Here is a 26,043-nt window from a genome sequence, read left to right on the forward strand (position 1 = left end):
GATGGAAACAGTAACAATTACCACCGATAGGCTTTCTTTAAAGAATGTAAGACTAGGAAGCGAGGTTAAAATATTTGATTTCGTTAACGCCTATGGTTGCAGTATTGATGATGGGTCACGTATAGGAGCATTTGTTGAAATTCAAAAGGGTGTCAGTATAGGTAAGAATTGCAAAATATCAAGTCATAGTTTTATTTGTGAAGGTGTGCATATTGGTAATAATACTTTTGTTGGGCACAATGTTACGTTTATCAATGACAAGTTTCCAAGAGCCACAAATGACGATGGGTCTTTGCAAACAGCAGATGATTGGACATGTATAGAGACGTTTGTGGAGGAAGGGGCTTCAATTGGTTCTAGTGCTACCATTCTTTGTGGTCTTCGTATAGGTCAGGGGGCAATAGTAGGTGCAGGGTCAGTTGTTACCAAAGATGTACCCCAAAATGCAGTAGTGGCCGGCAATCCTGCGCGAATTATTAAATACGTAGAAAACATTCTCATTTAATATGCATTATATTGATACCAAAGCAGGAATTAACTGCCTTGATTTGTATGGCCAACACCAACAAATTAAAAAAGAGGTTTTCGAAGCTTTCGAAAAAGTATATGATAATACAGCCTTTTCTGGAGGTTACTTTGTTGAAGAGTTTGAAAAAAGCTTTGCCCAGTTTTGTCATACTCAATATGCCGTTGGATTAAATAATGGAACATCTGCCTTGCATCTGGCCATGTTAGTATTAGGCATTGGACCTGGGGATGAAGTAATTGTACCAGCAAACACATTTATAGCTACTGCATGGGGTGTTTCATATTCCGGCGCCAAACCCGTTTTTGTTGATTGTACATCTGATACCTGGCAAATAGACCCTACAAAGATTGAAAGTAAAATCAATTCACGTACAAAGGCTATTATTGGCGTACACCTATATGGGCAGCCTTTTGATATTGAGTCAGTAACTGCAATTTGTAAAAAGTACAACCTTTTTTTAGTGGAGGATGCAGCCCAAGCACAGGGTGCAATCTTTAAAGATAAACCTGTAGGCAGTTTTGGTGAAGTGGGTTGCTTTAGCTTTTATCCAGGTAAAAATCTGGGTGCTTGTGGTGAGGCTGGTGGTATTGTAACAAACGATGAGGGTTATTATAAGCATTTATTACGGCTACGTAACCATGGAGCGCATATCCGATATCATCACGATGAATTAGGGTTTAATATGCGTATGGGCGGGCTCGAGGGGGCTTCTTTACAAATCAAATTAAAATACTTACAAGGCTGGAATAACCGGAGACGGGAAATTGCACGGAGATACCAGCATGAAATTGTAAATGAGCAAATCAGGTGGCAGAAACAGCCATTGTGGGCTCAATCTGTTTATCATTTATTTGTTATTACTACTAATGACAAAGAAGAATTGATCAGTTATTTAAATCGCCATCATATTTATCCTGGTTTGCATTACCCCGTTCCATGTCATTTACAGAAGGCCTATAAGCATCTGGGCTACCAATTGGGCGATTGTCCCAATGCTGAATTTCTGGCTGGCCATTGTTTGTCTTTACCTATGTATGCAGAATTATCAGACAGCGAGGTGAGTTACATTATTGACATGATCAACCGGTATTGAAATGAACAAAAAGAAGTTAGTTATATTCCCGTTTAATGGCAATGGCATTGAAGCTTTAGATTGTATTGATTTTGATGAATATGAACTAATAGGTTTTATTGATGATAATCCTTTTAAGAAGGTTAGTTGTTACCCGCTTTTTTCCAGAGATATCTTATTAAAATACGGGGAGCTTTATGTTCTTGCCGTGCCTGGCAACTCATTAACTTTTAGAGACAGGAAGGAAGTGATTCTTTCACTTAATGTTGATCGCTTTGTTACCATTATACATCCTAGAAGTTCGATAGGAAGAAATGTTTCAATAGGTCATAATTGCTTAATTATGGCAGGAGTGGTGCTGACAAGTAACGTTAAATTAGGTAACCATGTTTGTGTTCTTCCAAACTCAGTCTTGCATCATGATGTGTCTATTGGAAATTACACTTTAATTGGAAGTAATGTTGTAATTGCTGGAGGAACTGCAATAGGCGAAAGTTGTTATGTTGGTAGTGGTACTAATATAATCAATGGGGTTAGCATTGGAGATAGTACTCTCATTGGCCTTGGTAGCAACATTACAAAAACGGTAGTAGAAGGTTCAAAGATGGTAGGAAACCCTGCCAGGAATCTCAATATTAGTTCTGTTCAATAAGATAAAAGCGTATGCTAAAGTTATCGCTAATTGTACCAATGTTTAATGAACAGGAAAACATTGACCGATTAACTACAGAATTGAATAGTTTCTTTAAAAAAGAAACCCGTTTTATTGCTGAGGTCATATTTGTAAATGACGGTTCAACAGATGATTCATTAGACAATTTGAAAAAAGTTAAGCATAGCAGCTACACGTATAAAATAGTTAGTTTTTCCAGAAATTTTGGTTCCCATGCAGCCTTAAGAGCCGGTTTGTTAGAGGCAAAAGGGGACTATATAACCTTTTTGTACGCTGACTTGCAAGATCCACTTTCATTAATCAGATATCTCTATGATGAAATCATTGCAAAAGGTGTAGACATTGTTTGGGCTTTTAGAAACGAAACAGCTGTTTCACGAAGTGAAAAATTGTTTTCAAATGCATATGCATCCTTAATGCGACGATTCGCAATCGCAAACTTTCCACAAAAGGGGTTTGATGTTGTCATGTTTTCTAAAAAAGTCAAGATTAGCTTAAATGAAAATATTGAAAGCAACTCTTCCCTTTTTATTCAAATTCTTTCATTAGGATTTAAACAGTCTAGTGTTTTTTATAATAAACAGGCTAGAAAAGCTGGCAAATCAAAATGGACATTGTCGAAAAAGATAAAATTGCTGATTGATTCATTTGTTGCGTTTTCATTTGCTCCCATTCGACTTGTTTCACTTATAGGTATTGCTTTTTTCATTTCAGGATCTTTTTGGACAGCTTATATTATTTTTCGGAAGGTATTTTATGACGACTTGTCTAGTGGCTGGCCAGCTCTTGTTTCCATATTAATGATCGGCTTTGGTATAACAAATATTTGTCTGGGTATCATTGCTGAATATTTATGGAGAACCTTGGATGCGAGTAGAAAACGCCCAGTTTTTATAATTGATGAAATAATTGATGGTGTCAAACAGGAAAAAGAAACTAAATCGTCAAGTTTAGTTGTATGATACAAGCAATCGTATACATATCCCTTTACGCTATATTAAATGTTTCAGGTTCTGCGATAATTAAATGGCAGTTAAAAGGGCGTGTTTTGCAAGGTTTAAATGATTGGATACAATTTTTATGGAATCCTTCCTTCATGGCTGCTTTTGTTATGATTTTGGCATCAGCTTTAGTTCTATTTAAAGCACTGTCGTTTAATAACTTTTCTTTAATCATACCCGTAGCTACCGGCCTAAACTTTCTTTTGACGGTATTGGTTGGATACTTTCTTTTTCAAGACAAATTATCGTACCTGTCTTTTATAGGATTCCTATTTATCATTAGTGGTGTAATTATTTTAAGCTTAAATAATCAACGGCATGCATAATTTAATTGCAAATTCTCAAATACTTGTTACTGGTGGAGCTGGTTTTATTGGTTCTTATGTGGTAGAAGAACTTCTGAAATATCACCCTAGGAAAATTATTATTGTTGATAATCTTGTAAGGGGGCGCCTTGAAAACCTGGGATCATTTATAGACAATTCTGCCATTGAATTTATTGAAGGCGATATTAGAGATGTATCATTAATGGATAAGTGTATATCAAATGTTGATTACGTTTTTCATATGGCTGCTTTACGAATTAATGCCTGTGCGGCCAATCCTGGGGATGGTTTTGATGTTATGTTAAAGGCAACATTTGATTTAGCCACATTATGTGTAAAGTATAAAGTAAAAAAAGTTATATATAGTTCAAGTGCATCTGTTTATGGTTTGGCTCAACATTTTCCAACTCCAGAAACTGATAACCCATATGACAACCAAACATTCTATGGGGGCGCAAAACTTTGGGGAGAGCAATTATTCCGCAGTTTTAAATTTATGTATGGATTGGACTATGTAGCACTGCGGTATTTTAATGTTTATGGTCCAAGGATGGACACTGATGGTAAATATACAGAAGTAATGATCCGTTGGCTGGACTGTATACAACATGGCTTAAATCCGTTGATCTATGGGGATGGTGAGACTACAATGGATTTTGTATATATAAAAGATGTGGCCAGGGCAAATGTGGCGGCTTTAATGGCAAATGTTTCAGACCAGGTTTTTAATATTGGCACCTGTCGAGAAACCAGTTTAAAACAATTGCTACAAATTATGCTTGCTGTAAATAAATCACATCTTATACCTGAATTTAAAGAAAGTGATACAGTCAACCCTGTTAGCAGAAGGTGTGCGGAAAATGGAAAAGCCAAGCATTTGTTAGGCTTTGAGCCCAAGTCGACGTTGAAAGAAGGCCTCTATGAATTAAGTCAATGGTATTTTAAAAAACAAAAAGCCACTCTTTATAGCATATGATACCTTTAGCGAAACCCTATTTGACCAAAGAAGAAGCCCAGGCTGCTTATGATACTATTCTTACCGGTTGGATCACACAAGGTCCTAAAGTGCAGGAGTTTGAAGAAAAGTTTGCTAGTTATACAGGTGCTTCTTACGCTGTAGCGGTCTCTAACTGTACGACGGCGCTACATTTAGCAATGATTGTTGCGGGGGTGAGTACGGGGGATGAAGTGATATGTCCTTCGATGAGTTATATAGCAACAGCAAATGCAATTAAGTATGTTGGGGCAGTGCCTGTTTTCGCTGAAGTGTTGCCCGAAACTTATAACCTGGACCCAGTTGACGTGCAAAGGAAAATTACCCAAAAGACTAAAGCTATTTTGATTGTACATCAAATTGGCCTTCCAGCGGATATCGATGCGTTTGCTGCTTTATGTCAAAAGAATAATCTGATCTTGATTGAAGATGCAGCTTGTGCAATTGGATCTGCCTATAAAGGGAAAAAAATTGGTTCTCATTCAGACTTAGTCTGTTTTTCTTTTCACCCCAGGAAGGTTATCTCAACGGGGGATGGGGGAATGATAACTACTAGCCGTAAAGATTTTTACAAGCGGCTTAAGTTACTGCGTCAGCACGGTATGTCAATTAGCGATAGAGTAAGGCATGAGGCAAAGAGTTTAGTTTTTGAGGACCATGTAGAAGTTGGATACAATTACCGTATGACTGATATACAAGCGGCAGTTGGTATTAAACAATTGGATAAGCTAGACTGGATTGTTTCTGAGCGCAGGAAAATTGCTATGGCATATAATAATGCATTTAGTGAAATACCCTTTCTACAGTTGCCTTTTGAAAATGATGGTTATTTTAGTAATTATCAATCATACTGTGTTTATTTGAAAAGGTCATCTCCTTTATCAAGAAACGACCTGATGCAACTTTTGTTGGACAGTGGTATTGCCAGCAGGAGAGGAGTAATGAATGCACACAGGGAAACAGCTTATGCAAAAGATGCCGAAGGTTTGAGTTTGCCAATTTCTGAAGATTTGCAGGATAACACAATTATTTTGCCCTTATTTATACCAATGGGAAAAGATGAAATCAATTACGTTATTGATACATTAATTGGTGCGTTAAAAAGTAATGTGGCCTCAGAAGCTATATAAAGTGAGTTGCTCTTAAAGTTACAGTGTTAAATGTGAGGGCGCTTTTCATCCATCCTTTATAAAAATGTTTATTCAGCGTTTTCACACTTATTCATTTTATAGTAAGATCCTTGATTGGAGTAAGTTGATTGCTATAACGGGTTCTGCCCAAGCTATAATTCAGGCTATTGGATTTATCAGCGGCGTATTAATTATACGCATATTGTCTACCTCGGAATATGCACTTTATACCCTTGCCAATACAATGTTGGGTACTATGTTAGTACTTGCAGATGGTGGCATCTCGGCAAGTGTAATGGCTCAGGGGGGCAAAGTTTGGCAAAACCGTGGAAAATTGGGTAGTGTTCTGGTAACTGGCTTTGATCTAAGGAAAAAGTTTGCTATTGGCAGCTTGGTAATTGCAATTCCAGTCTTATTTTACCTATTGAGAGGTCATGGTGCCGGCACATTCACTTCCATACTGATTGTTGGATCACTAGTTCCAGCATTCTATTGTGCACTTTCAGGCAATCTGCTTGCCGTTGGGCCGACACTTCATCAAATGATTACACCTTTGCAAAAGATAAATATCAGCGTAAGTTTACTCCGTTTACTTTCCTTGTTATCAATTTTACTGATTTTCCCATTTGCATATATTGCCATTTTCGCGGCCAGCTTACCGCAAATTTGGGCAAACTTTCGTTTGCGAAGTATTTCTGCAGTTTATGCAGACTGGCAGCAACCCCCCGATTCTTTAGTTCGTAATAATATTTTAACTGTTGTTAAGCGTATTTTTCCAGGTTCAATATACTACTGTCTTTCGGGCCAAATTACAATATGGTTAATTTCGATATTTGGGACTACTGCTGCTGTTGCACAGATAGGTGCTTTGGGTAGATTGTCAATGATGTTAAACTTATTTAGTGCCACTTTTACTACCCTTATAATACCACGTTTTGCAAGACTTGAAAATAATAAAGCCCTTTTATTTAAAAGGTTTTTACACATGTCCAGCGGGTTGACTTTTCTGTTCTCCATTATAATTATCATAGTATCAAAATTGCCAACACAATTGTTATGGTTATTAGGTAAAAGTTATTCGGGATTAGAGCACGAGCTTGTTTTGAGTGTTGCTGGCAGTTGTTTAAGTTTAATGGCCGGATTATTATTTACGATTGCAACAAGCAGAAATTGGGCTATTAACCCGTTGGTTTCAATACCAATTACACTAGTTTCCATTATTTGTGCTATCTCATTAATAGATATTTCTAGTCTCCGCGGCATTTTAAAACTGAATTTATTCGTTTCATCCGCTGAAGTAGGTATGTATTTTATTTACTGTTCACTAAAAATTAGAAAGATAAATTAGATACCTACCCTTTTTAATATAGTATGCTTCATCTGGTATAAACTTAATTTATTTACTTTTTATGATTTCTGCTGTATGTACTCTTTTTGAAGATCACTATCATAAAGGAGTAGTTGGTCTAGTAAATTCGCTTTATAAGAATGGATATAGGGGAGATTTTTATGCAGGTTATAAAGGGCGACTACCAAAATGGGCTAGCCAAGCAAAAGAAAATTTAGAATTGAACTGGCAAGGAGCAAAGACAATGCATCTAGGCGAAGATCTGCACATTCATTTTTTGCCTATTATAACAAACTATCACCTCTCATCATATAAGCCCAAGTTCATGATTAGTTTATTGAGGGGAGTAGCAAAAGCTGCAGACGCTCTGGCCTATTTTGATCCTGATATTATTGCCTTATGTCGATGGGGATTTTATAATAAATGGATGTCATATGGCGTAGCAATGGTTCACGAAGTAGTAAAAAATGACATGCCAGCTACGCATCCATGTAGGATGGAGTGGTATGAAATAATTAGGCTAATAAATAAAGAGCCAAAGCGCCAAATACATTCGTATATAAATTCAGGTTTTTGTGGTGTTACAAGATGCAATATTGAGTTTCTGGAGGTATGGTCGAAAATAATTGAGGTTGCAATAAATGAGTATAATATCAAAGAAACAGCAATGATGTCGTTTGATAAAACATCTGTTTTTTATTTCATAGACCAAGATGCTTTTAATATTGCAGCAATGTGTGCTGATTCGCCAATTAGTGAAATGGGACCTGAAGCAATGGATTTTGTTGGTTCTGGTTGGACCATGTCTCATGCTGCTGGCTGGCCCAAGCCATGGAAAAATAAATTTATCATTTCTTCATTACGTGGCATACCTCCATGTAGGCCACATAAGTACTATTGGGATAATCTTAAAAGTCCAATAAAACTGCATGGAAGTTTATATGTAATGATAAAGAAAGCTGAAATATCCATAGCCTCTTTAATTAGTAGATTTTATAAGCGGTAATAGATTTAACTAATTAGATCCTAATCTTATTCTAATTGAACTAGCAGTTTAATGTCTGTTTTGAGGTAGTTTGCTAATGAACTAAATGTAGCCAACTAATAATTTTTTGCAGCGTTTGAATCCTTGAGCTTATTAAACCATCGTAGATAAAATGATGAATGTTCTGAGCAAGCCTAGGTTAGTTTATTTTCAATGGAATCATAGTGCTTTGCCTTCGTTTTTGAAGTTACATATGCAATTGCATGTAAAATGTTTGTCTGAGTTTTTTGATGTTGTGTTGATTAATCAAGATTGTGATTATGGACAAGTTTGTGACAAATTTCAGCCAGACTTAACATTATTTGAAAGTGGGTACAGAACATCTATTTCTAAAAGGCTTACAATAAAAAACACATCTTCCCATTCTCATATTCCTAAGCTTGGTTTGCATAATGGTGATTCTTGGTGTGAATGCCGTACTGGTTTTATTTCGGATATGGACTATTGGGGAATAGAAACTTATTTTTCAATTTGTACTACTACGGCAGAACATACACCGGCACTTGCTGAAAATTTATTTGTTTGGCCGAACTTTATCGATAGTGATGTTTTTCATGACTATGATCAGCCTAAAGTTGTACCGGTTTTATTTAATGGCTTTATAAACCCTTTATATCCATGGCGGCAAAAAATTTATAAGGTAATTTCAAATTGCTATCCCTCACTAATTTTTCCTCACTTCGGTTATGATACGCATTCACCAATAATGATACATGGTGAGGAGTATGCCCGTACTATAAATGCTTCTTGGTTTGTGCCAGCTTGCGGTACTTTAGCTAAAGAAGTTGTTCGGAAACATTTTGAGATACCTGGCTCTAAATCTTGCCTGATTACAGAACGAACACCATCCGTTGAAGCTGCAGGCTTTGTTGATATGGAAAATTGTGTTTTTGCAGATGAAAATGATGTTCTTGATAAGCTTGATTATTTATTTCAAAATAAAGTTGAACTCGAAAGAATTATTCATTCAGGGTATGAACTTGTTCAAACAAAACATACATTAAAACAGAGGAGCCAGATTTTTCAATGGTTTAACCTCTACAAAAGCCTTAAATCAAATGAAAAGATTGTTCAACTGGGGCCATTTGAGCCTTTTGTAACTGTGCAAAGTTCCAAAGCTATTAAGAACTTACATGTTATTTGTAATGGATTAAACATAGAACTTTTACGCGCTGGAGATGAAAAGCTGTGGGCCTGTAAATATGACGAAGCGGAGTTGTGTTTTCTTAAATGTTTAAATTATATACATTGGATGCCTGAGCCAAAGCTTAAACTGGCAATCTGTGGTTTATTTAAAGGGAAACCGGAAAGTGCATTTCAACTGATTTCTGATACGACAATAAACATCTTAAGAGATTATAGAGCTGTAGACCCAGATCCAATAGAGTGGGCTTACCTGATTATTACGCTTATTTGCCAGGGGAAGTTTAATGAAGCCATAATCCGTGCAAATCAATTTCCTTCCTTAAGTCATCCTGAGTTAGACCGTGTTCGTTGGGTTATAAATAGTTTGGAAGATTGTTCATATTCAATTCAATCTCAACAAAATCCATTAATAAAGTGCAGAAATAGTGTTCATCAACTTCCATTGTTAAGTTTAACTGATTGGATTGAAAATCTTTGCAAAATGCTAGTTGCATGTCAGCAGTTTAATCTTGCAGAAAGAGTAAATAATCTGATAGAATTTAAAGAGGACTCTGTAAAAGAGCTAAAAAAAAAGACAATTATTAACGCAGGGGGGCATGGTAATCGCTTATTGTTTATTCGCATTCAATGGCTTAATCTTTTAAGCTTTATTTTCCAACGACTTCATATTCCTAATCCAAGGCCAGGTTTGCCCCCGACTTCTGAATTTGATTATTTCGTGCGTTTGGGTAGATGTTTTAAAATAAATTCAATAAAAGCTCTTATTATAAAGTATTATTTACGGTTTAAAAGATTTGTCATTTCCCCTAATACGAAATCTGTAGTTAAAACTGAAGTTGGCGATTTATGTCAACTTGTGAAGCTCCTTTTTCAACATGAGAGTGTTCGAAAGATTGTTATTATAGGAGCATCTTGTGTTGAATTAATTGAGAAGGTAATGTGTGAATTAGAAAGTACAAATACTTACCAGGTTTACTGTATTTATAATTCAAATGGTCAACTTCTTAATATTAAAAATAGTGATACTGAGAGCAATAGTTCAACAAACGACATGACATTCAAAAGTTTCACTACTGATTTATCACCAGAAGTATCCAGGATAATTAAAAAAATAAAAAAGGAAAATAGTATAAACGCTTTTGATCTGACTTTAATTGATAATTCTGATTGGAATACATTGGTTGACTTCAATGAGATCTTGGGGGCTAATTTTATTTTTATAAATAAAATTAATTCTTACCAAAACTTCAGCAATAAAGCAAAGCTATTGTTAGATAAAAGTTATACTATAATGGATCAAGGATTTTTTGGGAGTGATGGTTATGCGCTTTTTAAAATGCGGGGAAGTTTGAAACAGCACACTGCACTTATTGATTCAAGTAAAGAGAAAGTGCAAGTATAACTTCCCAATTAATGATTTGAGCAAAGCCTTGCATTATTTTCCCGAAAAGGACGTTTTCTCTATTTTAAAATGAAATTATTTTTTGTAAATAGAACGTTGTCAACAATTTCAGACGGCGAAGCAAAAATATTGCAAGACATAAAGGGTGAAATTCTAGCTAAAGACTATATTGAAGAAGTAATTTATCCAGAGGTTGCAGATGCTATTATTATTCAGGAAGACAGTAGCACGTATAAAGGTTTTCGTTATATTAAAGAACTTGAGTCGGATCCAATAACTTTTGCATATCCAGAGAAAGTTTTTACCATTAATACAGACGATAGTGCAACGGGATTGTTGAGAGGGTTATATACTGGACTGCCGAGAAGTAGATTCAATCCTAGAATTTATAAATCTGTTCCTTACATGTATTTTCCAAATGAGTTGGCATTTAGTCAAGCTACTGATGATTTTACTCCTACTTTTCTGGCTAGCTGGAGGGGAAATGCAAAATCGAATAGTATAAGAAAGAGAATGATTGATCTTTTAATAGATGATGATAGGTTTTGCATACAAATGACAGATAGCTGGCTTAATCATAAAGAGGATGAGAAATTAAGATATGTTGACCTCATTCGTTCTTCAAAATTTTCTCTATGTCCTGCTGGGTGGGCCCCAGTTAGTTTTAGAATCTATGAAAGCATGGCATTAGGCAGATGTCCGGTTATAATTGCTGATAATTTTGTACCACCTAAAGGACCAAAATGGCGCGATTTTGCACTCTTTTATCAGGAAAGAAAGATTTCGGGTTTGTCATCCTACCTTCTTAAGAATGAGCACTTGGCATTTAACCTAGGTTATAAAGCATTAGAAGCATGGAATAACTATTTTGGCGCTGCTGTTATTAAACAATATTATGCAAATGCATTAGTGTCTCTTATAAAATTAGCTCCTAAAACAACACGAGAAACTGAAATCAAAAGATGGAGGTCATTTAAGCTACAGTGGGACAATAAGTGGACCATATCTCAAAGGGCTTTGAATAGGTTGAATAAAATAGTAGGAAAGTATAAACACCCCTTTAGAAAGGAGCATCCTTAAAAGGTAGTTGAAATTCTAGTTACTTTAAGTAGCATGAAAATAACTTTTCTATGTGGCTCTTTAGAACCCGGCCGTGATGGCGTTGGAGATTACACAAGGCGATTAGCAGGCGAATTAGTACGTAGTGGGCATCAAATATCCATTGTTTCTATATTCGATAGTTTTATAAAAGATGAATTAATCGGTAAACAATGTGTAGATGAAGTTGAGCTGACTGTATTAAGACTTCCTTCCATAATTCCTTTTAATAAAAGACTCAAAAGTGCAAAATGCCATATAGATAGCTTTGATCCAAATTGGTTAAGTCTGCAATTTGTGCCATACGCATTTCATGCAAAAGGTTTGCCGTTTTATTTAAGCAGTTTTTTTAAAAGTGTTGGGCAAGGTAGGAAATGGCATATAATGTTTCATGAGTTATGGATAGGTAGCAGCCATTCGTTAAAAAGTCTTTTTTATGCATCCTTGCAAAAACTAATTATCAAAGATTTGAATAGGCAATTAAATCCTACGATAGTTCATACACATCTTCCTATTTATTATTCTAAATTGAAAAGGTTGAGGTTCAATGTGATGGTTTTGCCTTTGTTTTCTAATATACCTGTACATCCAGTTAGAAAAATTAAGGACAATGGCAAAATCTTCAGAATTGGGATTTTTAGCCAAGTTGATATTAATCAAAACATTTTTTGCTTTATCCAAGAAATTAACCAAGTCCTTTTTAATAGGAAGATATTTTTAGAGTTGCTTCTAATTGGTGACAATAACAAGTTAAAGGTGTTTGGAACTATGTTAGAGGTGCTGTTGGATGGCCAAGTCCTAATAAAGTATACCGGTTTTCTACAAAGTGAGGAAGTGTCTTGTGCCATTCAAAGTTGCGATATTGGACTTACTTCTGTACCTCGGCATGCGTTAGGGAAAAGCGGTAGCGTTGCTGCATTTATTTCTCATGGGATACCTGTTGCTGCACCCAACATTTATTACAGTGAAAAACCAGAAGTGGCTCCATTTTTTTCTGATACTTTTTGTTCAGCAATAATCAAGAATGCTGATTATAAGAAAATATGCGAAGCAAAGGAAACCGTCAATGTAGTGAAAGGAGAAATTGATATTTTAAATATTGCAAGAAAGTTTATGTTAGATATTATAGATAGTTCTTTTTAAATGCAATAGATAATCTAAAAATTACTTGTTATGCATTCCTTCTTTTAAAATATCAATAATCTGTTATGAATAGTTGTTGTGATCAGTTCCTTGTAAAAGCAATAAGCAAACTTTTGAGACATGTATCCCTTAGACTATTTGATATTTATTTATCCATTGTTAATTATTAGAGCTCCTATATAATAGTAATAGCAAAACAATTTATCTAATCAACTATAATATTGATATGCTTAAGGTCAGCGTTGTTATACCCGTATATGGACAATGGCATTTGGTGAAGCGTAATGTTGACTCGTTGTTAGCGTTGGATGGCAATAATATTGAAGAGATTATCATTGTAAATGATTGTTCCAAAGAAAGTAACCCTTATAAGTTTGATAGCCCTTTGGTTAAAATTATTTCAAATGAGAATAACTTAGGTTACACTGGCACTGTAAATAAAGGGTTGAAAATAGCTGCTGCTCAGATTGTTGTTTTATTGGATTCTGATGCTTTCCCTATAGAACCTTTTATACAAAGATTGACTACTTTTTATAGTAGTTCATCTGTTGGATGTGTTGGATTTTCTACGGTAGATGAAGATGGGAGAGATAATGGAAACTACCAGTTTGAGCCATCCATTACTGGACTTGTAATAGGACAGGCACTGGCGCATAAACTTAGATTTTTACCTTTTTATAAAAAAAAGTATTTTCTTCCTAATTCATGTGCTGTTAGCTTCCATAAGAGTTGTCTTGAAGAATTAGGTTATTTCGATGCTGTTAATTTCCCGGTACTAGAAGCAGATGTTGATTTGTGCATGCGTATACATCGTTCAAAGTGGGATTTGATATTTACCAAAGACATTGTTATCTGTCACAAAGGAGGGAACTCCTACAAGATTAATTATAAAAGAGTTTTGCTCTATCATAAAAGCAGATGGATATTATTAAAGAAGTTTAATCTGATTTTGTTTCCAAAACTTTCAAAAGTTTTATTAAATATTAGGGTAAGGGTTGAGCTATATGTTCTTTGTTTACTAGCGTTATTTAAGGAAGATGCCATTGATTTGGATGAAAAAAAATATGGCCGGCGTATTCTTCTTAAAGAAATAAATAATTATAAATAATACCACTCTTTGAAGATATTGTTTTTAACTCATCGATTTTATCCATGCATAGGTGGCATTGAAACTGTTTCTGCTTTATTAGCAAATGCTTTTCATAATGATGGCCATGAGGTTCATTTGTTAACATGGCAGGAGGGTAAGATTGGAGATGAATTTCTTTTTACAGTAATGAGGAGACCTAATTTGATTTCATTAATCAAAGAACATGCTTGGGCCGATGTGGTTTTTGAAAATAACCCCTGCCTGCAATTGTCATGGCCTGGTATGTTATTCAAAAAGCCTTTTATTGTGGCTTTACACACATGGATATCAAGAGTGGATGGTACAATTGGATGGAAGGATAGAGTAAAGCTTAAATGGTGGTTGAAAAGGGCCAAAAGAGTTGTTGCAGTGAGCAAAGCCATTGGTAAAGTAAGCTGGCCAATTGCAGAAATTATCGGTAACCCTTACGATGCTAATTTGTTTCGGCGCATTTCTTTTATAAAAAAAACAAGTGATTTTATATTTCTGGGAAGATTGGTTTCAGATAAAGGTGTTGATATTGCAATTAAAGCCTTTCACAAGTTAAAGACTTTAGGAGTAAGCAAAATCGACTCCGATAATTTGTCTTTTACGATTGTGGGTGACGGCCCGGAAAAGGAGCGTTTGAGTAATATGGCATTAAAGCTTGGCTTGGATAAATGCATTCACTTTGTTGGAGTATTACAAGGAGAGAGGTTAGTTGAATGTCTTAATAGGCATCGCTTTATATTAATACCGTCAGTATGGGAAGAACCTTTTGGATTAGTGGCTTTAGAAGGAATTGCTTGTGGATGTATTCCTATAGCTTCAGATGGTGGTGGATTGCCTGATGCAGTAGGCAAAGCTGGAGTTATTTTTAAACGAGGTAATATTGATGCTTTTTTTGATGTTCTATGTAAAGTTATACATGATACTGATTTAGAAAACCAGTATCGCAATGCCGGAGAAGAGCATTTGAAGAGATTTAAACAAGATGTAGTTGCCGAAAAATATTTACAGGTCATTAAAGGTGCTGTAAACAGTTAATATCTCCCTATGAAGGTTATATTACCCCATCCTACAGGCTACGCAAACGTTAGGGAAACTGTTAATGGTCTGGAAAATGAAAATATTTTAACTGGCCTTCATACTTCAATAGCCTCAATTCAAGGTAATATCTTTGATAAGATAGGGGCCATTGGTGTATTTTTGAAATAAGATGCAGGCGTTTTGATACTATTATCAAGCCTTATACAACCATATCCCCAATTAGGAATTTGGAAGAATAGTAGCTGCTAATTTAAAATTATCCAGATTGGTTCAGCATGAAATAAATGTTTTTTGTATTGAAGCGGTTGATAGGAATATGTTTAATTAAACAACACTTAATATTAGTTAGCAATCCAATGAAAGCGATGATAGGGTTTATGCTTATGAAGATGATGCCGTTGCAACTTTTCTGAAGGCCAAGGCGCTGAATGTTCTAATGTTTCTATGATCTTTCTATCGTTTATTGGCGAGCTGACAAAGAGCTTAATCATCTGTTGTTTTAATCCTTAAAAGGTTTTATTATTCTCTTCAGTTTTAATCTAAGTGGAGTTTCTTTTATCGTAGCTAAAGATTAATTGCAACTTCCTTCATGAATTATGTCAATCGTTATCTCTCATCCAACTGGCAATCAAAATGTACGTGCAGTACTGAATAGCTTTTCTGAAACTGAATTATTAACAAGATTCATTACTACAGTTGCTATTAATGCAAGAGCTCAGTGGTTAAATTTTTTGCCAAACAGATTTCGCCAAGAGTGTCTTCGTCGTACATATTCATTACCAGCTGCGTTAGTAACTACACATCCTTATTTAGAATTGGCTAGAATAGGATTATCTGCATTTGGTTTTATTAAGTGGGTGCAAGGCGAATATAAATGGGCTAGCATTGACTCCGTTTATAAAAATTTAGATATGGTTACTGCTAAGAAGCTCAGCTCTTTTTCAAGTAAATACAATGTAAGTGCTGTTTATGCGTATGAAGATGGAGCCTTTGATACATTTTCAAAAGCAAAAAAGTTAGGATTAAAATGCATTTATGACTTACCGATTGCTTATTGGGAAACCTCACGGAAGCTTTTACTGGATGAAGCCGAACGGCTCCCGCAATGGGTAAATACACTTGGAGGAGGCATTCTTGATTCAAGAATGAAACTAGAACGCAAAACTGCTGAATTAGAACTAGCCGATATAATTATCACACCCGGTAAGTTTGTTTCAGATTCGTTACCCATATGGGCTAAAAACAAAAAGATTATCACCTCGCCTTTCGGTTCACCAATGATGATAGACAAAAGCAGCAGGGGATTAAAAAACCGTAAGAAAAAGCAGAATCAACGATTACGGGTTTTATTCGTTGGTTCAATGGGACAACGCAAAGGCTTAGGTGACTTATTTAATGCCATTAAGTTACTTAATTGCTCAAACATAGAGCTAGTCGTTTTGGGGGCAATGTTAGATCGTTCAGACTTTTATAGAAAAGAGTTTCCTGATTTTACCTACGAGATTGGAAGACCACACAAACAAGTGCTAGAACTAATGCAAACCTGTGATGTATTTTGTTTGCCCTCGATAGTGGAGGGGAGAGCCTTAGTTATGCAAGAAGCTATGAGCCAGGGGTTGCCACTCATAATAACACCTAATACCGGTGGGGATGATTTGATTTTAGAGGAGCAAACTGGTTTTTTAGTTCCAATTAGGTCTCCACAAGCAATTGCGGAAAAGTTATCTTGGTTTTTAGATAATCGCTCAAAACTGAAAGAAATGAGTGTATTAGCACAAGAGCATGCTGGCACTTATACTTGGGAAAAATATGGGATGAACATAGTGAGTGAGATTAAAGAATCACTATGTTATTGAGAGCGTGTAGTAACAAAAAGACATTTGAATTACATGTTTACAAGTCAATTATATTCATTCGATAGTTGTAGGCTGGAAGGAAATGCTATACTTGTTACTGAAAACAAGGCAATAACAGAATATCGTTTGATCAAAAAGGGTATTTGGGCATACTTTATTTTACTTATTTTGGAAGGTGCATTAAGGAAATGGGCTTTCCCAAGCTTGGCCACTCCGTTATTGGTTGTGCGTGACCCAATTGCAATCTGGTTGGTACTGCTAGCCTGGAAAAATGGATTACTGCCATTAAGCGCAATTTTAACTCTTATAATACTTATCGGCATCATTGGTATTTATACAGCTGTGTTTACTGGTCATGGGAGTCTGCCTGTAGCATTTTTTGGGGCACGCATTTTATTATTTCATTTTCCTCTAATGTATGTGATTGGGAGTGTTTTTTCGCGAGAAGATGTTATCAAGCTTGGCAAGGTGTTACTACTACTTTCAATACCAATGGCTATATTAATCACACTACAATTTTTCAGTCCTCAATCAGCATGGGTAAACAAAGGTATTGGCGGTGAGGGATCAGGTGGCTTCTCTGGAGCAAATGGATATTATAGACCACCTGCAACATTCTCTTTTACAAATGGTACCAGTCTTTTTTTTGCTTTTGCAGGAAGCTATTTATTTTATTTCTGGTTAAATCTGAAGCGTATTAATAGTTTTTTACTCTTTGGGGCTTCAATTGCACTTCTGATTGCAATACCTTTTTCTATCAGCCGTGGTTTATTGTTTCATGTTTCAGTGACTTTAATTTTTGCCATTCTTGCAATATTCCGGAAACCAAAGTTCATGGGAAAAATGATGATAATAGGTTTTCTTCTTATTGCCGTCATATCTTTTTTAAGTAAGTATTCCTTTTTTCAAACAGCAACTGAAGCTTTTACAGCTCGATTTGAGCATGCAAATGATGCTGAAGGGGGCTTAAATGGTGTCTTGGCAGACCGTTATTTAGGAGGTATGATAGGGGCTCTTAACGAATCATCCAATTACCCTTTTTTCGGTTATGGCATTGGCATGGGAACGAACGTTGGCAGTATGTTATTATCTGGGCAACGAACCTATCTAATTGCTGAAGGCGAATGGGGTAGATTAATTGGGGAACTAGGTTTTTTGATGGGGCTTTTTGTAATACTAATACGTTTAGGTTTTAGCTTACGTATTGCTTTAGCAAGCTATGTGAAGCTTGTTCAGGGAGATTTGCTACCGTGGATGCTTCTAAGTTTTGGACTTTTGACAATTCCTCAAGCTCAATGGGCACAGCCTACAGCGTTGGGTTTTAGTACACTGATAGGCGGATTGATACTGGCCAGTGTAAAAAAAGATGATAGAAGTACTCAACAAGAAAGTATTAATTAACGTGGCCAATCAATTTTGTTTCTTATAGTGAGAAACAAAACCTCTAATAAACTTTGCTCTTTGAATATTGTATTTTTTGCACACCCCGATTTCCTACATCTTAAAAGCATGATTCGCTATACGAATATGCTGGTTAAGGGTATGAGAGAGCGTGGGCATAATGTAGAGGTATGGTCACCGAATAGTAAGTTCTTATTCTTAACATCAATAACATTTTTTAAAAAATGGTTAGGTTATTTAGATCAATACATTTTATTTCCTATTAAAATAAGGCACAGTATTAAGATTTGTCCTTCTGATACACTCTTTGTATTTACAGACCATGCATTGGGGCCATGGGTGCCTCTTGTAAGTAACCGTCCTCATATTATTCATTGCCATGATTTCCTTGCCCAGCGTTCTGCCCTAAATGAAATTGCAGAACATAAAACAGGATGGACCGGCCGAAGATATCAGAATATGATTTATAATGGTTATTCAAAAGCAAAGAACTTTATTTCAGTTTCACAGAAGACAAAAGAGGACTTGCATCAATTTTTGCCATATGTACCGCAACTTTCAGAAGTTGTTTATAATGGATTCAATCAAACCTTTATACCCCATGACGCTGGAAAGGCAAGGGCATTGCTTTCTAGTAAAACTGGGATCGAATTGACCAAGGGATATCTCTTGCATGTTGGTGGCAATCAATGGTACAAAAACCGTATAGGAGTACTAGAAATTTATGAAGCCTTCCGCAGTAAAAACAATTTAGAAATTCCCTTGTTAATGGTAGGTGATATGCCGGATCATCTTTTGAATAGTAAAGTAAGGAACTCCATATATAAAAAGGATATTCACTTCCTAACAAATATTAATGATTGCTTCTTAAACTTTTGTTACTCCGGCGCTTCAGTTTTTGTTTTTCCTTCATTTGCAGAAGGGTTTGGGTGGCCCATTGCAGAAGCTATGGCCTCTGGTTGTCCTGTTATTACTACTAATGAAGCCCCAATGACGGAAGTGGCGGGTCAAGCTGGATTTCTTATTCCGCGTAGACCGTCAGATGACTGTAAAGCTTGTGAATGGGCATATGAGGCTGCAAAAGTTGTTAAACTGGTGCTTTCACTTCTTCCAAATGAAAGAAAGGCTGTTATCGATGAATGCATTAACAACATAGAAAGGTTTAATGCTATAAATGCAATCAGCCGTATAGAATCTATATACGAAGATGTAATGAAATTCAATTGAAAAAATGAGGTTGTTACATGTTATTGCGCAGATGGATCCTCGATTAGGAGGGGTTTGTGAGGCCGTTCGTATTACCGTTAAAAAACTCAATGAATTAGAGGTTTGTAATGAAATAGTAAGTTTAGATTCGCCAAATGCTTCTTTTTTAGCCAAAGAAAAGGTAATGATACATGCACTTGGACCCGGTAGAACACCTTGGTGTTATAGTGGAAAACTTATACCATGGCTAATTAAGCATGCCTCCCGGTTTGATGCAATAATTCTTCATGGCTTATGGTTGTTTCCCAGTTTTGCTGTTAGAAAAGCATTGCAGTATTTACACCGGCAAGATCCATCCAACAAAGCGAAGCGACCAAAGATCTTTATAATGCCTCATGGAATGTTGGACCCTTATTTTCAGCGAGCTCAAAATAGGAGGCTTAAGGCAATCAGAAACTGGATATACTGGAAGTTAATAGAAGGAAGAGTTATAAAGAATGCCAACGGATTGCTTTTCACCTGTGAAGAGGAACTTTTCTTAGCAAGAACAACATTTAGTCCTTACAGGCCACAGAAAGAGATGAATGTTGGTTTAGGTATAGCACAGCCACCGTCTTATAGTAACAGAATGAGGAATAGCTTTTTGGAAAGTTGTCCAGGTCTAAACAATGAAACTTATATTTTGTTTTTAGGGCGAATTCATCCTAAAAAAGGAATTGATATCTTATTCAAGGCCTATGATGAATTGTTGCGAAGTACATTACAATTAATAAATTACACGACTTACACAAATAATGCAGGATTATTTAATGGAGTTTATTCCCACGATATCAAATTTCCAAAGCTTGTTATTGCAGGGCCCGGCTGGGATACTCCCTATGGTGTTTCTATTAAGAAGTTAGTAGAAGGAAACTCTTTACTAAATGGTTTCATTTACTTTCCTGATATGCTTGTCGATGAAGAAAAATGGGGAGCTATTTATGGATGTGAGGCTTTTATTTTACCTAGTCATCAAGAGAACTTTGGTATTGCAGTAGTTGAGGCATTATCATGTGGCAAACCAGTATTAATATCTAATCAAATAAACATTTGGAAAGAAATACAGGAATTAAGATGTGGTATTATTAAGCCTGATACATTAGATGGGGTGAAAGAGTTATTTAGTTCTTGGCTTTGCCTTTCACATGAGGAAAAGAAGTATATGAATGAGAAGGCTAGGTTAGCCTATGAACATAAATTTTCAATCGGCAGTGTAGCGGTTAATTTACTCAACATTATCAAAGAATAGTAATATGAATATTGTTTTTTGTATTAACCGATTAGGTATGGTGGGACTTGGTGCAACACTTACATCATTAATCAGAAATTGCTCAGATACAAAAAGAATAAAAATTTACTTTCTATGTGCAGGTATAACTAGTTGTGAAAAATATTACATTAAAAGTTTGTTTAATGAAGAACAGTTTTTAGGTGGGTACCAATTTATCGATTTTGACCCATCTAGAATATTTGGATCCTTTCCATCACTTCATGGCGATTGGACTACCTATGGGCGTCTATTGATTTCAGATTATTTAGAGGAAGATCAAGTACTTTACCTTGACTGTGATCTAATTATAGAATTAGATGTTCTGGAAGTCGAGAAGTTTGATTTTCAAGGTGAAGTTTTAGGGGCTGTTGGTGGAGGTAAATTCAAATATACGCTCGGTAATAAATTTTATATAGAAAAAATTGGCATTTCACCTGATGTAGAGTACTTCAACGCTGGGGTTTTGATTTTAGACCTATTCAAATGGAGAATGAAAAATATAAAAGAACAATGTCTTGAACTCGCTAATAAATATTCGTTGGAACTACCTTCTCATGATCAATCAATTCTGAATATTATTTTAAAAGGAAGCTTTGCCAAACTTTCTCCTGCGTTTAATTGTGAATGGTGTGCTGATAAAGTCAGACCTAATGTTTCGGAAAAAATGTTATTGCATTTTGTTGGTTCTCCAAAACCCTGGGACCTATTTGGTTCTTTCATTCATAATGGATATCAAAGCTGGCTTAAATATTCTACAAATAAATGGATGGCAAAATTTGGAGGAATATCCACATCTTCCTTGTTTAGAACATGGAGGATACGCAGATCCTACGCTCGTTGCATTCGTAATAGGTACTTGAATAAGTAATCATTGTCTGAATGTAAACAAATCGTCTTTCTTAAAAAAACGTAAACATATGTACAACCAGAATACCTATTCTGGACCTTCATTTTCATTAAAAAATAGAGTTAAAAGGGTTTTATGGGAGTTTGTTGCACTACTATTTTTTCGCTATTCGCCAAAACCCTTACATATATGGAGGTCGTTTCTGCTGCGATGTTTTGATGCAAAAATTGGCAGTAATGTGCACGTTTATCCAAAAGTTAAAATTTGGGCACCTTGGAATCTTGAGTTGGGAGATGAATGTGGGATTGCCAATGGAGTAACCCTTTACAGTCAGGGCAAGATTAAAATTGGAAAAAGAACGGTTATTTCTCAAGGGGCGCATTTATGTGGAGGCTCTCATGATTATAACCAACCAGGTTTTCCCTTAATTACTAAGCCTATTTTAATCGGGGACCAAGTATGGGTTGCGGCAGAAACCTTTGTTCATCCTGGGGTAATTGTTGGCGAAGGGTGTGTCATAGGTGCACGCTCGGTAGTTAATACTGATATGCCAGCATGGATGATTTGCGCTGGCCATCCCTGCAAGCCTATAAAAGAAAGACAACGTTTTAAGTGTCAATTTGATGTTCATCCAAATGAAGGTGTAAAACAAAACTCATAGAATAATTGCTATTGATTTTATTGCGGCCTTGTTTGGCGTTACAATCAATACAACTGTTTGGATAGTGGTTTCTGGTCAGCCATATAAACAAATAAACGAGAGAACACTAGTGAAATGTGAGTTGTTGATTAAGCTTCTTGTCATTATTCCTTTATCTGCGATTGCTAGTATGTAAAACACATCATATGATTTCTGTAGTAATCCTAACTAAAAACGAGGAGGTCAGCTTACCCAGCTGTTTAGCATCTCTGAGTTGGTGCGATGATATACATGTTCTGGACTCGGGTAGTACAGATAAGACCAATGAAATAGCGAAAATGTTTGGTGCAAATACCTATGTGCATCCATTTGAAGGTTTTGGGAAGCAAAGGAATTATGCGTTAGACAACTTAGATTTTAAAAATGAGTGGATCCTATTTCTTGATGCTGACGAGCATTCGACGGAAAAGTTTAGAGAAGCGATATATAAAGAAATAACAAAAGCAACCAATGGGGTAGCTGGTTTCTATTGTTGCAGTAAACTTATGCTAGAAGGAAGGTGGCTAAAGCGATCAGATACGTTTCCTATTTGGCAATTCCGTTTATTACGAAAAGGAAGAGCCAGGTTTACCAACCTTGGACATGGACAAAAGGAATGTGATCTAACAGGGGAAGTAAAGTATATTAAAGAAGGTTATTTACACTATTCCATTTCTAAGGGCTGGTTTGAATGGATTAATAGGCATAACATTTATGCCAAAAAAGAAGCAGCATTCAGGTATTATAATTGTCCACCATTTCGGAATATTTTCGTTCGTCACGCAAGTATGCGAAGGATTGCTTTAAAATGCTGGCTAACCAAATCTCTAATCTGGCCTTTTCTACGTTTTATTCATGCCTATTTCTTCAAATTGGGATTTTTAGAGGGTATTCAGGGATTATTGTATTGTGTTAATAACTTCTATTATGAATTTATGATCTCAATTCAATACAGAGAACTAAAAAGAAATGAAATTATTGCAAATGGGCAGCGTTCAAGTCCTATTCTAAATATAAAAAGTGATTTAAGGCTTGTTATACATCAGCCAGATAAAAGCCAAATTTCAGAATAAGATTGCCTTTTTTCAAAATGCTTAAATAGTAGCTCTGTCTAATAGACTCTCATAAATTATTCATAATCGTATTTCTATAGAATCAATTTTTCATCCTTTTACGGCAAGTCATTGTATCATTCCTTAATTATATACACATAAAAATTGAAAAATGCTCGCACAAATCAAACCATTTCTAGCTTCTAATGCGAATGTTGAAGAAAAAGAGAATTACTTAGAAATTCCGATTCAAAATCAAACTAACGGCTTAAAGGCAAACGCTTATTATTTCAACCATCCTGAATGGGCTGAAGAATATTTGAATTATTGTCATAGGAGTGATGCGTTTATTAATAGATGGAGGGCTGCTATTGGGGATTGGACTGATAAAATTGTTGTTGATTTGGGTTGTGGCCCAGGCAATATTTATGCGTCATTAAAGGGAAAGCCAAAGCTTTTAATTGGGGTTGATGTAGCACCCAAATCGCTTGAGTTTGCAAAAGATCTAGGGTACCTGCCTATTCTGGCTGATGCTACAAGTTTGCCATTTAAATCGGAATTTGCCGATATCGTTACTTTAAATGCGGCGTTACATCATTGTGAAAATATGGAAGCTGTTTTAAAAGAAGCTGCACGTCTTGTAAAGCCAGGCGGCCTATTGATCACTGATCATGATCCGCAGTTAAGTGCATGGAATTATAAAGGGTTAGCCAAGCTCTTATGGAATGTACGTTTAGTATGGTATAAAGTAACTGGTCATGGTTTTCATAAAACAAACAGTCAACAATACTGGGGATTGGCTTGTGAGCTTCATCATAAGCCAGGGCATGGCGTGACAAAACTATTTTTTCAAAAAACACTTAAGTCAATGGGTTTTGATGTTAAAGTGTTCCCTCATAATCATCAATTGGGGGCGGAAGTACTTGAAGGTCAAATAGGCAAGGCTGAACTCAAGTATAGAGTAGGAAATATTTTATCTGGAAGAAATCCAAATGCAGTTGGTAGTGCTTTGACGTTAATGTGTGTTGCCAAAAAAAGAGCGTTCAAAAGTTCTCTTTAATACTATAACGAGTTATTGGTTTTCAAACTGGCACAAGCAACTAATGTTGCTTGTGCTTTAAGAGTAAAGGTTATGAATAGTCGCTATTTATACTATTTGCAAGTCGTAACCGCTGCTTTAGACATTATTCTGTGTAATATACTATGTTTAATAATGTCGATCTGGCTTGAAGGTCCGATAGCTTTTCCCTTAACAAAGAGCTATTATGCGTTGGGCTTATTTATTAGTTCAGCATGGATACTTATAAGCTATGTGAATAAAATTTATAGTAAAAAGAACGTACTGTCATTTTTACTCTTTAAAAAGAAGACCTTAGAAGGGATTTTCTACTTTGGAATTATTGTTACGGCTTATTCTGTTATTTTTTATCCGGTAATGCTCTTCTCTGGAGTGTTTATCGGTGTCGCCTGTTTATTAATTACATTAACAAGCAATCGGTATTTGTATTTAAAAATATATAGGGCATTTAAAAGCAAACCTTTTCTGAAAGAAAAGGTGGTTCTCATAGGCTATAATGCTACTTCTAAAAAAATTGCCTCTAGTATTGAAGAAAATGAGATCAATAAAGAGGTGATTGGTTTTTGTGACGAGGAATCTAATGTAGAAGAGCTATCTCATTATCCAATTTTGGGAAATATTGACCAAGCTTTAGAAGTTTGTAAGAAATATGGTGCAACTGAAATTTATTCTAGCATAGCACCAGAATATAATCCCGAAATATATCGAATCATTCAATTAGCCGATCGGCATTGTATCCATTTTAGATTTGTTCCTGATATCGATGTTTTTATAAAAACACCCTATCACGTAGATTTTTGGAATAATATGCCTGTACTATCTCTTCGCAAAGAGCCATTACAGCAATTGGACAATCAAATTCTAAAAACTGCTTTCGATTTTGTTTTTAGTCTCATTGTTGTACTATTTATTCTTTCCTGGTTGGTTCCTTTAATTGGATTGATAATTTGGTTGGAATCTGGCGGTCCTGTTTTTTTCAAACAGGAGCGAAATGGAAAGGGAAATAAAAAGTTTACTTGTTTGAAGTTTAGAAGTATGAAATTAAATGAGCAGGCTGATGTAAAACAGGCAATTGTCAATGATGAGCGTCTGACGCGGGTTGGAAAACTACTTCGACATTTAAACATAGATGAATTACCCCAATTTATAAATGTTTTAAAGGGAGAGATGAGTATTGTAGGCCCACGCCCTCATATGCTAAAGCATACAACTGAATATGCTGAAACCGTAGATGATTTTATGGTCCGCCATTTTGTAAAGCCAGGCATAACAGGTTGGGCGCAGGTAAATGGATGTAGAGGCGGTATTGAATCAAAGGAAAAACTAAAAAGGAGAGTTCAATATGATTTGTGGTATTTGGAAAATTGGAGATTTGTACTTGATGTAAAAATCATCCTATTAACTACCATAAGCGTTTTTAAAGGTGATAAAAATGCTTATTAGCTATCTCTGTAAAATAGTAAGTACTTTATTTACATTTGTATCTTAAAGCAAGATTCTACTTCCGCTATATATATCCAATCTTATAAGATATACATTTCCTGAATTTA

At 35.7% G+C, this 26,043-nt stretch carries 24 protein-coding genes; all 24 read left to right on the forward strand.

Annotation, left to right across the window (positions count from 1 at the left end; genetic code table 11):
- Position 1: 1 nt before the first annotated feature.
- Positions 2–505, forward strand: a complete 504-nt coding sequence (locus tag SY85_RS26145; protein ID WP_066401323.1) for an acyltransferase — start codon at positions 2–4, stop codon at positions 503–505.
- Between the two features lies 1 nt (position 506).
- Entirely contained in the window at positions 507–1,622 is a 1,116-nt protein-coding gene (locus tag SY85_RS00755) for a DegT/DnrJ/EryC1/StrS family aminotransferase (protein ID WP_066401324.1), read from the forward strand.
- 1 nt (position 1,623) lies between these two features.
- Positions 1,624–2,253 carry a DapH/DapD/GlmU-related protein gene (locus SY85_RS00760; protein ID WP_066401325.1) on the forward strand — a complete coding sequence of 210 codons (630 nt, stop codon included), beginning with the start codon at positions 1,624–1,626 and terminating at the stop codon, positions 2,251–2,253.
- 11 nt (positions 2,254–2,264) lie between these two features.
- Positions 2,265–3,236: a glycosyltransferase gene (locus SY85_RS00765; RefSeq protein WP_066401326.1), complete on the forward strand. Its 972-nt coding sequence runs from the start codon at positions 2,265–2,267 to the stop codon at positions 3,234–3,236.
- Positions 3,233–3,601 (forward strand): hypothetical protein, encoded by a 369-nt coding sequence (locus SY85_RS00770; protein ID WP_066401327.1) that lies wholly within the window; start codon positions 3,233–3,235, stop codon positions 3,599–3,601. The genes SY85_RS00765 and SY85_RS00770 overlap by 4 nt, the downstream gene beginning before the upstream one ends.
- On the forward strand, positions 3,594–4,577 hold the full coding sequence (locus SY85_RS00775; protein WP_226998961.1) for an NAD-dependent epimerase/dehydratase family protein: 984 nt from the start codon (positions 3,594–3,596) through the stop codon (positions 4,575–4,577). Before SY85_RS00770 ends, SY85_RS00775 begins: the two co-directional genes overlap by 8 nt.
- 20 nt (positions 4,578–4,597) lie before the next feature.
- The gene (locus tag SY85_RS00780; RefSeq protein ID WP_226998962.1) at positions 4,598–5,725 is read left to right on the forward strand and encodes a DegT/DnrJ/EryC1/StrS family aminotransferase; all 1,128 of its coding nucleotides are present in this window, start codon (positions 4,598–4,600) and stop codon (positions 5,723–5,725) included.
- A gap of 64 nt (positions 5,726–5,789) precedes the next feature.
- The gene (locus tag SY85_RS00785; RefSeq protein ID WP_066401329.1) at positions 5,790–7,073 is read left to right on the forward strand and encodes an MATE family efflux transporter; all 1,284 of its coding nucleotides are present in this window, start codon (positions 5,790–5,792) and stop codon (positions 7,071–7,073) included.
- A 61-nt stretch (positions 7,074–7,134) separates the two neighbouring features.
- Positions 7,135–8,079, forward strand: a complete 945-nt coding sequence (locus SY85_RS00790; RefSeq protein ID WP_066401330.1) for a hypothetical protein — start codon at positions 7,135–7,137, stop codon at positions 8,077–8,079.
- A gap of 151 nt (positions 8,080–8,230) precedes the next feature.
- Positions 8,231–10,666 (forward strand): glycosyltransferase, encoded by a 2,436-nt coding sequence (locus SY85_RS00795; RefSeq protein ID WP_226998963.1) that lies wholly within the window; start codon positions 8,231–8,233, stop codon positions 10,664–10,666.
- 69 nt (positions 10,667–10,735) lie between these two features.
- A complete protein-coding gene (locus SY85_RS00800) occupies positions 10,736–11,746 on the forward strand; it encodes an exostosin domain-containing protein (protein ID WP_066401331.1) in 1,011 nt (336 codons plus the stop codon).
- A 33-nt stretch (positions 11,747–11,779) separates the two neighbouring features.
- A complete protein-coding gene (locus SY85_RS00805; protein WP_066401332.1) occupies positions 11,780–12,907 on the forward strand; it encodes a glycosyltransferase family protein in 1,128 nt (375 codons plus the stop codon).
- A 226-nt stretch (positions 12,908–13,133) separates the two neighbouring features.
- The gene (locus SY85_RS00810) at positions 13,134–14,015 is read left to right on the forward strand and encodes a glycosyltransferase family 2 protein (RefSeq protein WP_066401333.1); all 882 of its coding nucleotides are present in this window, start codon (positions 13,134–13,136) and stop codon (positions 14,013–14,015) included.
- Positions 14,016–14,024: 9 nt separating this feature from the next.
- Positions 14,025–15,062 carry a glycosyltransferase family 4 protein gene (locus tag SY85_RS00815; RefSeq protein ID WP_066401334.1) on the forward strand — a complete coding sequence of 346 codons (1,038 nt, stop codon included), beginning with the start codon at positions 14,025–14,027 and terminating at the stop codon, positions 15,060–15,062.
- A gap of 9 nt (positions 15,063–15,071) precedes the next feature.
- Positions 15,072–15,233 carry a hypothetical protein gene (locus SY85_RS25565; protein WP_158512921.1) on the forward strand — a complete coding sequence of 54 codons (162 nt, stop codon included), beginning with the start codon at positions 15,072–15,074 and terminating at the stop codon, positions 15,231–15,233.
- Between the two features lie 428 nt (positions 15,234–15,661).
- The gene (locus SY85_RS00820) at positions 15,662–16,921 is read left to right on the forward strand and encodes a glycosyltransferase family 4 protein (protein ID WP_066401335.1); all 1,260 of its coding nucleotides are present in this window, start codon (positions 15,662–15,664) and stop codon (positions 16,919–16,921) included.
- A gap of 33 nt (positions 16,922–16,954) precedes the next feature.
- The gene (locus SY85_RS00825) at positions 16,955–18,322 is read left to right on the forward strand and encodes a hypothetical protein (RefSeq protein ID WP_226998964.1); all 1,368 of its coding nucleotides are present in this window, start codon (positions 16,955–16,957) and stop codon (positions 18,320–18,322) included.
- Between the two features lie 60 nt (positions 18,323–18,382).
- Positions 18,383–19,549, forward strand: coding sequence for a glycosyltransferase (locus SY85_RS00830; RefSeq protein WP_066401336.1), 1,167 nt, complete (start codon positions 18,383–18,385; stop codon positions 19,547–19,549).
- A 31-nt stretch (positions 19,550–19,580) separates the two neighbouring features.
- Positions 19,581–20,816, forward strand: coding sequence for a glycosyltransferase (locus tag SY85_RS00835; RefSeq protein WP_226998965.1), 1,236 nt, complete (start codon positions 19,581–19,583; stop codon positions 20,814–20,816).
- Positions 20,817–20,820: 4 nt separating this feature from the next.
- Positions 20,821–21,705: a glycosyltransferase family 8 protein gene (locus tag SY85_RS00840; protein WP_066401338.1), complete on the forward strand. Its 885-nt coding sequence runs from the start codon at positions 20,821–20,823 to the stop codon at positions 21,703–21,705.
- A gap of 49 nt (positions 21,706–21,754) precedes the next feature.
- A complete protein-coding gene (locus SY85_RS00845) occupies positions 21,755–22,345 on the forward strand; it encodes a WcaF family extracellular polysaccharide biosynthesis acetyltransferase (RefSeq protein ID WP_066401339.1) in 591 nt (196 codons plus the stop codon).
- A gap of 185 nt (positions 22,346–22,530) precedes the next feature.
- Positions 22,531–23,436, forward strand: a complete 906-nt coding sequence (locus SY85_RS00850; RefSeq protein WP_066401340.1) for a glycosyltransferase family 2 protein — start codon at positions 22,531–22,533, stop codon at positions 23,434–23,436.
- Between the two features lie 151 nt (positions 23,437–23,587).
- Complete coding sequence (locus SY85_RS00855; RefSeq protein WP_066401341.1) at positions 23,588–24,475, forward strand: class I SAM-dependent methyltransferase; 888 nt, start codon at positions 23,588–23,590, stop codon at positions 24,473–24,475.
- 15 nt (positions 24,476–24,490) lie between these two features.
- Complete coding sequence (locus SY85_RS00860) at positions 24,491–25,936, forward strand: undecaprenyl-phosphate glucose phosphotransferase (RefSeq protein ID WP_082886246.1); 1,446 nt, start codon at positions 24,491–24,493, stop codon at positions 25,934–25,936.
- The last annotated feature ends 107 nt before the right edge of the window (positions 25,937–26,043 follow it).

Source organism: Flavisolibacter tropicus (assembly GCF_001644645.1).
Classification (GTDB): domain Bacteria; phylum Bacteroidota; class Bacteroidia; order Chitinophagales; family Chitinophagaceae; genus Flavisolibacter; species Flavisolibacter tropicus.